Below are 8,946 nucleotides of genomic sequence, written 5' to 3' on the forward strand. Positions count from 1 at the left end.
GTAAAACACCATCTTAATGCTGACGCCAATCAACATTACAAAATTTGGAGCGATACATCGGGTTCGAACCGATGACCTCAACCTTGGCAAGGTTGCGCTCTACCAACTGAGCTAGTATCGCATTTTCATTCAAATTCTTTCTAGAAGAAAGAGAGAATGGAGGCGCCTCCCGGAGTCGAACCGAGGTCCACGGATTTGCAATCCGCTGCATAGCCACTCTGCCAAGGCGCCTTAGTAACTCCAATCGAATCGCTCATTGCCATCCTCTTGGGTACGGGATGCATTCTACGGATTCAGACGATTGAGTCAATATTATTTTTGTATTTTTAATTCGTTTGAATAGATTTCATACGAAACAGGCCAAATAGCTGACTTTATGTTCAAAACACACTGTGAGCGGGTTATTCAAAGGAGATCTATATCACATTAGATATCCACTATTGATAACTTAACCTTAGGTTAAAGATCAAAAAAGCGAGCCTCAGCTCGCTTCTTCATCAATGATGTTTTTCGTCTAACAAATCGTCTTTGGCAGCCATCAAGTATTGTGCCATTGACCAATAAGTAAGAACGGTGGCGACATACAGTGCAATGTAACCTACCCACACCATCCAGTCGTCGTATCTCCAGATAAGTACCCAAAGAGCGAACATCTGAGAAACCGTTTTGACTTTACCAACCCAAGATACCGCAACACTTGCGCGTTTACCGATTTCAGCCATCCATTCACGAAGCGCTGAAATGATGATCTCACGAGCAATCATGGTCACGGCTGGAATAGTTATCCAAATAGAGTGGTAATGCTCTGTAATCAGGATAAGAGCCGTAGCGACCAACACTTTGTCAGCCACAGGGTCAATGAAGGCACCGAAGCGAGACGTTTGCCCTAACTTACGAGCTAGCATGCCATCTAGCCAATCAGTGAAACCGGCTACCCAAAACACCATCGCAGCAGCGAAAGGAGCCCATTGATAAGGTAGATAGAAAACGACAACGAATACTGGGATCAAAAATAGTCTCAGTAAGGACAAAATGTTAGGTATATTCAAACGCATATTATTGGGCTCTTATTAATTGCGCTTTAATGGTGCGGGATTTTTACTATTGTTTCAATGCTTGATAAATGTTTTCTGCCAAAGAATGACTAATGCCCGGCACTTTGGCTATTTCTTCGACAGTTGCACGCTTAAGTTCTTGTAAGCCACCCATATATTTCAGCAAAGCTTGACGACGTTTAGGTCCTACCCCTTCAATTCCTTCCAAAGCACTGGTTCTGCGCGTTTTACCACGTTTCGCCCTGTGCCCTGCAATCGCATGATTATGGCTCTCATCACGAATGTGCTGGATAAGATGCAGCGCTGGTGCATCGCTAGGTAAATTAAACTCTTCACCTTCAAGGGTTACCAAAGTTTCTAAACCCGGTTTACGCGTCACGCCTTTCGCAATACCCATCATTCTTGGTCTAAACGGCCAATCACCCCAATATTGAGAAATGATCTCATGAGCGCGGTTTAGCTGACCTTTACCACCATCGATAAAGATGATGTCTGGGATCTTGTCGACATCGAGTTGCTTCGAATAACGTCTCTCAAGCGCCTGAGCCATCGCTGCATAATCATCGCCACCTGTAATGCCGGTGATGTTGTAACGACGGTACTCTGGTTTAACCGGGCCTTCTTGATTGAACACCACACACGACGCAATCGTGCTTTCACCCATGGTATGACTGATATCAAAACATTCCATGCGCTTGATAGCATCCATCGACAGCACTTCTTGGAGCTCTTTGAAGCGCTGATTAATCGTCATCTTGTGATTAATCTTGGTGGTAATAGCCGTCAATGCATTGGTATTAGACAATTTAAGGTAACGACCTCGAGTACCTGAAGGGTTGGTATTGAAGTGAATCTTACGACCCGCTACTTCACACAAGGCTTCTTGAATCGGTGTGACATCTTCCATCAAATCGGCATTGAGAATCAAACGGGTTGGGATGGTTCTCGCTTCACTATGCGCAAGATAGTATTGGCTTAAAAAGCTCGAAAAGACCTCTTCTCGCACCGTATTGTTGGGAATTTTAGGGAAATGGCTTCTACTGCCTAAAACCTTGCCTTGGCGAATCATCAAGATATGAATACACGCTACGCCATTCTCTTGAGCAAATCCCAACACGTCCATATCTTCCATTGAATCGTCAGATACGTATTGTTGTTCTTGCACACGTCGAATCGCTTGGATTTGATCACGGAAAGCGGCAGCTTGTTCAAAACGAAGCTCACGGCTTGCCTTGTCCATTTTGTCGATGAGCGTCTCAAGGACTAATTTGTCTTTCCCTTGCAGGAACAGACGAACGTAGTCGATAAGTTCACTGTACTCTTCATCAGAGATGATTGAGCTAACACATGGCGCAGCACAACGACCAATCTGATACATCAAACACGGGCGCGTTCTATTGGCATAAACCGTATCTTCACACTGGCGGGCAGGGAAAATCTTTTGGATTAGGTGTAGCGTCTCACGCACAGCGCCGGAATCAGGGTAAGGACCAAAGTATTCGCCCTTTTTCTTCTTAGCACCACGGTGCATCGACAAACGAGGATGCTTGTGACCGCTAATAAAAATATAAGGGTACGACTTATCATCACGCAAAAGTACGTTGTATTTAGGCAAGTACTGCTTGATGTAGTTGTGCTCAAGAATGAGCGCTTCTGTTTCCGTGTGCGTTACAGTGACATCGATCTTGTCAATATTACTAACTAGAGCGCGTGTTTTTTCACTGTCGACTTTTTTACGGAAATAACTGGAAAGGCGTTTTTTGAGGTTCTTAGCTTTACCGACGTAAATAACGGCAGCCTCGGCGTTATACATTCGATAAACGCCGGGCTGCTCTGTTACTGTCTTGAGGAATGAGACTGAGTCAAACAAGTTGGTCACTATACGATCTCAGTGTTAAAGGGTCTCAGTGTCTAACATTCCATGTCTAATCGCTAAATGCGTCAGCTCTACATCGCCACTGATATCCAGCTTACTGAACAAGCGGTAGCGGTAACTGTTGACTGTTTTAGGACTTAGATTGAGTTGTTCTGAAATATCCGTCACTTTCTGACCTTTGGTAATCATCATCATGATTTGAAGTTCACGTTCAGATAAGTCTGCGAATGGATTTTCAGACGCAGGCGAGAATTGGCTCAAAGCCATCTGCTGCGCAATTTCTGGTGAAATGTATCGTTGGCCACTATTAACCACTCGAATTGCATTTACCATTTCATCCGGACCTGCCCCTTTAGTAAGGTAACCAGCAGCTCCAGCTTGCATCACTTTAGTTGGAAACGGATTTTCCGTATGAACAGTTAGAACGATGATTTTAACATCAGGGTTGAAACGCAAGATCTTCTTGGTTGCTTCTAAGCCACCAATACCAGGCATATTCATATCCATCAAAATAACGTCAGTATTGTTAGTACGACACCATTTTGCAGCATCTTCACCGCTTTCAGCTTCCCCTGCTACGTTCATTCCACGGACGTCTTCAATAATACGTCGTATCCCTGTGCGAACCAGCTCGTGATCATCTACAAGGAAAACATTTATCAAACTTGTATCTCCACACTATTAATTGGCTCTGCAACCACTGTGTCATTTCATCTGTTTGAAACAATTGAACAAAGGAACAGTGGATCGCAGCATTGAGTACATCTTAACTTAATTACTAAAAAAAAGCTCTGTTGAATATGTGCTGAAACACGAACTTTAGCAAGTACTTATTAACAAATAAGCTAACTAAAACAACAAGCTTTTTCTAAAAATCAACCAGTTAAAACAACACCCAATAAAATTACATAAGATAAAGATATTTTCAATACCATTGAATAACCATTCGCGACAATTTCACTTATTTGCTTATAGAGTCCCGTTATTTGCCTCTACTAACTAGAATTTAGTTAGTATTTTTACTGCCTTTTGTGCGCAGAAGGTCGCTAGATGGTAGTATTCGATTCCCCATTTCAATAGGTTACTACATTGGATATTCAGCAAGGCTTTGTACTCACAAGACAAGCAAGAGATTTTTCAGGGCGCACACAAATCGACTTGTGGTTAAGCACCCCTCAAGGCCCTACTCTGCTGACGATTCAAAATGAAAAACCGGTATTTTTTGTCGCTCAATCTGACGTTGAGGCATGTCAGGCAATCGCAGCGAAAGAGTCGATCGATTGCCAATTTAAGCCTCTAGAATTAGCCACATTCGAGCAAACACCTCTCGCCGCGTGTTACACCTCACTGTCGAGAAGCAGCTTTGGTTTAGCGCAAGCCTTTCACAACGAAGAAATCCAAACCTTTGAAAGCGATATTCGACTCGCCGATCGATTCTTGATGGAACGTTTTATCAAGGGAAGTATTGAGTTCACCGGATCTGCTGTGCAAAAAAATCAGCATCGTCGAGTCTCAAACGCAAAATGCCGAGCAGGTGATTACTTACCCAGTCTATCTGTGGTCTCGCTTGATATTGAGTGTTCGGAAAAAGGCGTGCTTTATTCAATTGGCCTAGACAGCCCGATGGACAGCCGAGTAATCATGGTCGGCGAAGCACAACAAGCTGAAACCAATATCCAATGGGTTGCCAACGAGAAAGCGCTACTTGAAGCCATGATAGCTTGGTTCTCTGAATTTGATCCTGACATCATCATTGGCTGGAATGTTATCGACTTCGATTTTAGGCTGCTGCACAAACGTTCAGAATGGAACGAAGTGAAGCTCAACATCGGCAGAGACAACCAACCGAGCTTTTTCCGCAGTTCTGCTCAAAATCAGCAAGGTTTTATCACGATTCCGGGGCGCGTTGTCTTGGATGGTATTGATATGCTCAAGACAGCGACCTACCACTTCCGTTCTTGGTCTCTTGAGTCGGTATCGCAAGAGCTGCTTGGGGAAGGCAAAGACATCCATAACGTTCATGACCGTATGGATGAGATAAACCGAATGTTTAAGTTCGATAAACCCTCACTCGCTAAGTACAACCTTCAAGACTGCGTACTGGTAAACAGCATCTTCGAGCACACTCACCTACTCGACTTCGCGATTGAGCGCTCTCGATTAACCGGTGTTGAGCTGGATCGCGTTGGTGGCTCTGTTGCGGCCTTTACTAACTTATATCTGCCTCAAATCCACAGAGCGGGTTATGTCGCACCGAACTTAGAGCCAGAGAATTGGATTGCGAGCCCCGGCGGTTATGTGATGGATTCAATTCCCAATCTGTACGACTCGGTTTTGGTACTCGATTTTAAGAGCCTGTATCCATCGATCATTCGCTCGTTTCTGATTGACCCTATGGGACTAATTGAAGGGTTGAAGCTTGAACTAGGCCCAGCAGAAAACCAAGCCGTTGATGGCTTTCGAGGTGGGCAATTCCACCGCTCTAAACACTTCTTGCCCGAGATGATCGAAAACCTTTGGGCTGCACGTGATGTGGCGAAGAAGAACAACGAGAAAGCGTTCTCTCAGGCGATTAAGATCATCATGAACTCATTCTATGGTGTGTTAGGTTCGTCTGGTTGTCGTTTCTTCGATACCCGGTTAGCGTCTTCAATTACCATGCGTGGACATGAGATCATGAAGCAAACCAAGGTTCTGATCGAAGACAAAGGCTATCAAGTGATTTACGGCGATACCGATTCAACCTTCGTGTCTCTGAACGGCAGTTATGATCAGCAAAAAGCAGACGAGATCGGGAACACACTGGTCGCTTACATCAACGATTGGTGGACGAATCACTTAAAAGAGACCCACAACCTAACCTCAATACTCGAATTGGAATACGAGACTCACTATCGCAAGTTTCTAATGCCGACCATTAGAGGTTCAGAAACCGGCTCGAAGAAACGTTATGCCGGATTAATCACTCAAGGCGGTAAAGAAAAGATCATATTTAAAGGGCTTGAGAGTGCACGCACCGATTGGACACCTCTCGCACAGCAATTCCAACAAACCTTGTATGAGATGGTGTTTCACGATCAAGATCCAACCGACTACGTCAGACAGTTTGTTGATGAAACCTCTGCTGGCAAACATGATGATTTATTGGTGTATCAAAAGCGCTTACGCCGCAAATTACATGAATACCAAAAGAACATTCCGCCGCAGGTTCGCGCAGCTCGTATGGCCGATGAGATCAATGCTCAGTTAGGGCGCCCTCTTCAATACCAAAATAAAGGACGCATTGAGTATTTGATTACTCTGAGTGGCCCTGAGCCCAAGGAGTATTTAAAGAGTGGTATCGATTATCAGCACTATATCGACAAGCAGATTAAACCGGTCGCAGAGGCAATACTGCCCTTCATCGGTTTAGACTTTGAAAGAGTTACTGGGCAGCAGTTGGGTTTGTTCTAGCACTATATTCAATATGCTCTTAAAACGAAAAAAGCAGAGATATGTTCTTCAGCACACTCTGCTTTTTAGTATCAATGGATCGGTTATAAATCTCTATCCGATTCTGAACTCGGTTTTCTGATACTGCTTAATCAACCACTCACCAAAGCCATCAAGAATACCGATCACCGAACGTTTAGGGATTGGTCGACCAGAAAGTAAAATGCCCAACCTTTGGATTTCGACTTCTCGATCTGGGTGATACTTCAAGAACTGTTGGCCACATTCAACAGGATCATCGTACCAATATTTATCGCGGTACATCACCAGTGAGTAACTCGCCCGTAGAAGCTTCTTGGCAATAATCACCTGCGCAGCGACTTGTTGTTCTGGCGTTGTCGCTCGTGCGATCTTGTTGCGATACACCGCCAACCAGTTTTCCGCATCCATATTCCAGTGCTTAGCGATTTCCCAACTTGTTTCAAAATCACCATAGCAGTCTGATAAGTCTTCACCATGCACACACACGGTTAAATGCTTGAGCATAAAACCCCAAGTGAAGATATTGTCGAAATCGACTATCTCACTCACTAAGGTAGTTTTTATCGCCACTTGAGTTACCTGCGGGAAGCTCTTTTGGAAACGCCATTTGATGGTGTTCAACAAAGTGGTTCGTTGGTCAGGAAACGGTCGATGGGTCACCACAACCACATCTAGATTGGAGCGACCGAAGACGGCTTGCTTACGAGCCACACTGCCATAAATATAAATACTGTGCAGATTAGATCCTAACCCACCTTTTAGAAAGGTAATCAGATCGTTAACCACAGGTTGAAATTCAGGTTGAAAAGGCTGTGTTGGGTCAATAACGGGTAGCTGCATAGGTCGTTTCGGTAAATAAAATAATGATTTAACTATAACTCTATGATCGCCTAGGTGACTTTATGATTCAAGCTATTCCTATTTATAGCATCTCCGAGATATAATCAGCGGATAGACCCACTAAGGACAAACACAAAATGCCTAGAGCAAGTGAAATTAAAAAAGGTTTTGCTATCACAGTAGAAAGCAAAACAGTGATCGTTAAAGATATCGAAGTAACAACACCAGGCGGCCGTGGCGGCCAAAAGATTTACCGCTTCCGTGGTAACGATGTAGCAACTGGCGTTAAAACTGAAGTTCGCCACAAGGCTGACGAAATTGTTGAAACTATTGACGTAACTAAGCGTGCAGTAATGTTCTCTTACGTTGATGGCAACGAGTACATCTTCATGGACAACGAAGATTACACACAATTCATCTTCAACGGTGAGACTATCGAAGACGAACTACTGTTCATCAACGAAGAAACTCAAGGCATGTACGCGATCCTTATCGACGGCAACGCTGCAACGCTTGAGCTACCAACATCTGTTGAACTAGTTATCGAAGAGACTGATCCTTCAATCAAAGGTGCATCAGCGTCTGCTCGTACTAAGCCTGCTCGTCTTTCTACAGGTCTTACTATTCAAGTACCTGAATACATCGCGACTGGCGACAAAGTAGTAGTAAACACTGCTGAACGTAAATACATGAACCGCGCAAGCTAAGATACTTATTATGACCGAAGCTAACGACCTAATGTCTTATGACGACGCAATTGACACTGCATACGACATCTTCCTAGAGATGGCACCTGACAACCTAGAGCCTGCAGACGTGATTCTTTTCACTGCTCAGTTTGAAGATCGTGGCGCAGCAGAGCTTGTTGAAACTGGCGATGATTGGGTTGAACATGTTGGCTTTGAAGTCGACAAAGAGATCTACGCTGAAGTGCGCATTGGTCTTGTGAATGAAGCTGATGACGTTCTAGACGACGTATTTGCTCGCATGTTAATCAGCCGTGATCCAGAACATAAGTTCTGTCACATGCTGTGGAAACGCGACTAATACCGCTGTTGACGCTCATCTGCATGAGTAAACAAGTATTCATGTAAGCGAGTTAAAAGTTAGCCGAGCCCATTGCTCGGCTATTTTTATCACGCTATTTTCCATCGTGATTCATCACTTTCATCATCAACGTTAGATTCACTGATTATGACCAAAGCAAAAACAGACACACAATCAAAAGGCTATGCCTGCATTGGCCTAGTTAACCCAAAGACGCCAGAAAACGTAGGCTCAGTGATGCGAGCAGCTGGCTGCTACGGCGCCAACTCTGTGTTTTACACTGGCACACGCTACGACCATGCGCGAAAATTCCATACCGATACCAAAGAAAAGCACTTAGCCCTGCCTTTGATTGGTGTTGAAGAGCTGAAAGATATTATTCCAGTAGGCTGCGTGCCGGTTGCTGTTGATCTGATTGAAGGTGCTAAGCCTCTACCTGATTACAAGCACCCACCACGTGCGTTTTACATTTTTGGCCCAGAAGATGGCACGCTAAAGAAAGAAATCACAGATTTCTGTCGTGAGACGATTTACGTTCCGACCAACGGCTGTATGAATCTAGCGGCATCAGTGAATGTTGTGCTTTACGACCGACTAGCGAAAGGCGATAACTTTTCGAATCATAAGTAAAAGAAACGAGATACGAGATACGAG

Annotated in this window: 8 protein-coding genes and 2 tRNA genes; 4 read left to right on the forward strand and 6 right to left on the reverse strand. The window is 44.2% G+C overall.

Annotated features, from left to right (window positions below; genetic code table 11):
* Nucleotides 1-45 precede the first annotated feature (45 nt).
* From AB4329_RS21080 to uvrY, 5 genes are all read right to left on the reverse strand, one after another.
* Nucleotides 46-121 (reverse strand) — tRNA-Gly (locus AB4329_RS21080).
* A gap of 36 nt (nt 122-157) precedes the next feature.
* Nucleotides 158-231: transfer RNA gene (locus AB4329_RS21085), tRNA-Cys, on the reverse strand.
* Nucleotides 232-497: 266 nt separating this feature from the next.
* Nucleotides 498-1,055: a CDP-diacylglycerol--glycerol-3-phosphate 3-phosphatidyltransferase gene (pgsA, locus tag AB4329_RS21090; protein ID WP_017061490.1), complete on the reverse strand. Its 558-nt coding sequence runs from the start codon at nt 1,053-1,055 to the stop codon at nt 498-500.
* A 46-nt stretch (nt 1,056-1,101) separates the two neighbouring features.
* Nucleotides 1,102-2,934: an excinuclease ABC subunit UvrC gene (gene uvrC / locus AB4329_RS21095; RefSeq protein WP_029235668.1), complete on the reverse strand. Its 1,833-nt coding sequence runs from the start codon at nt 2,932-2,934 to the stop codon at nt 1,102-1,104.
* Between the two features lie 15 nt (nt 2,935-2,949).
* On the reverse strand, nt 2,950-3,594 hold the full coding sequence (uvrY, locus tag AB4329_RS21100) for a UvrY/SirA/GacA family response regulator transcription factor (RefSeq protein ID WP_004729778.1): 645 nt from the start codon (nt 3,592-3,594) through the stop codon (nt 2,950-2,952).
* A 426-nt stretch (nt 3,595-4,020) separates the two neighbouring features.
* On the opposite strand from uvrY, the gene AB4329_RS21105 reads away from it, so the two are divergent.
* On the forward strand, nt 4,021-6,384 hold the full coding sequence (locus tag AB4329_RS21105) for a DNA polymerase II (RefSeq protein ID WP_372139222.1): 2,364 nt from the start codon (nt 4,021-4,023) through the stop codon (nt 6,382-6,384).
* A 93-nt stretch (nt 6,385-6,477) separates the two neighbouring features.
* On the opposite strand, the gene AB4329_RS21110 is transcribed toward AB4329_RS21105, so the two are convergent.
* Complete coding sequence (locus AB4329_RS21110; RefSeq protein ID WP_372139223.1) at nt 6,478-7,245, reverse strand: nucleotidyltransferase domain-containing protein; 768 nt, start codon at nt 7,243-7,245, stop codon at nt 6,478-6,480.
* Nucleotides 7,246-7,382: 137 nt separating this feature from the next.
* On the opposite strand from AB4329_RS21110, the gene yeiP reads away from it, so the two are divergent.
* The 3 genes from yeiP (at nt 7,383) to AB4329_RS21125 (ending at nt 8,922) form a co-directional block, all read left to right on the forward strand.
* Nucleotides 7,383-7,952, forward strand: a complete 570-nt coding sequence (gene yeiP, locus AB4329_RS21115; protein ID WP_017055115.1) for an elongation factor P-like protein YeiP — start codon at nt 7,383-7,385, stop codon at nt 7,950-7,952.
* Between the two features lie 10 nt (nt 7,953-7,962).
* Nucleotides 7,963-8,292, forward strand: coding sequence for an HI1450 family dsDNA-mimic protein (locus tag AB4329_RS21120; RefSeq protein WP_004741258.1), 330 nt, complete (start codon nt 7,963-7,965; stop codon nt 8,290-8,292).
* Nucleotides 8,293-8,439: 147 nt separating this feature from the next.
* Complete coding sequence (locus AB4329_RS21125) at nt 8,440-8,922, forward strand: RNA methyltransferase (RefSeq protein WP_017061495.1); 483 nt, start codon at nt 8,440-8,442, stop codon at nt 8,920-8,922.
* Nucleotides 8,923-8,946: the final 24 nt, after the last annotated feature.

The sequence above is a fragment of the Vibrio sp. 10N.261.54.A5 genome (assembly GCF_041471145.1).
GTDB classification, from domain to species: domain Bacteria; phylum Pseudomonadota; class Gammaproteobacteria; order Enterobacterales; family Vibrionaceae; genus Vibrio; species Vibrio crassostreae_C.

Coding starts and splice junctions, on each gene's coding strand:
- AB4329_RS21110 (WP_372139223.1), bottom strand. CDS start 7,245: ATGCAGCTACCCGTTATTGACCCAACACAGCCTTTTCAACCTGAATTT.
- AB4329_RS21125 (WP_017061495.1), top strand. CDS start 8,440: ATGACCAAAGCAAAAACAGACACACAATCAAAAGGCTATGCCTGCATT.
- pgsA (WP_017061490.1), bottom strand. CDS start 1,055: ATGCGTTTGAATATACCTAACATTTTGTCCTTACTGAGACTATTTTTG.
- yeiP (WP_017055115.1), top strand. CDS start 7,383: ATGCCTAGAGCAAGTGAAATTAAAAAAGGTTTTGCTATCACAGTAGAA.
- AB4329_RS21120 (WP_004741258.1), top strand. CDS start 7,963: ATGACCGAAGCTAACGACCTAATGTCTTATGACGACGCAATTGACACT.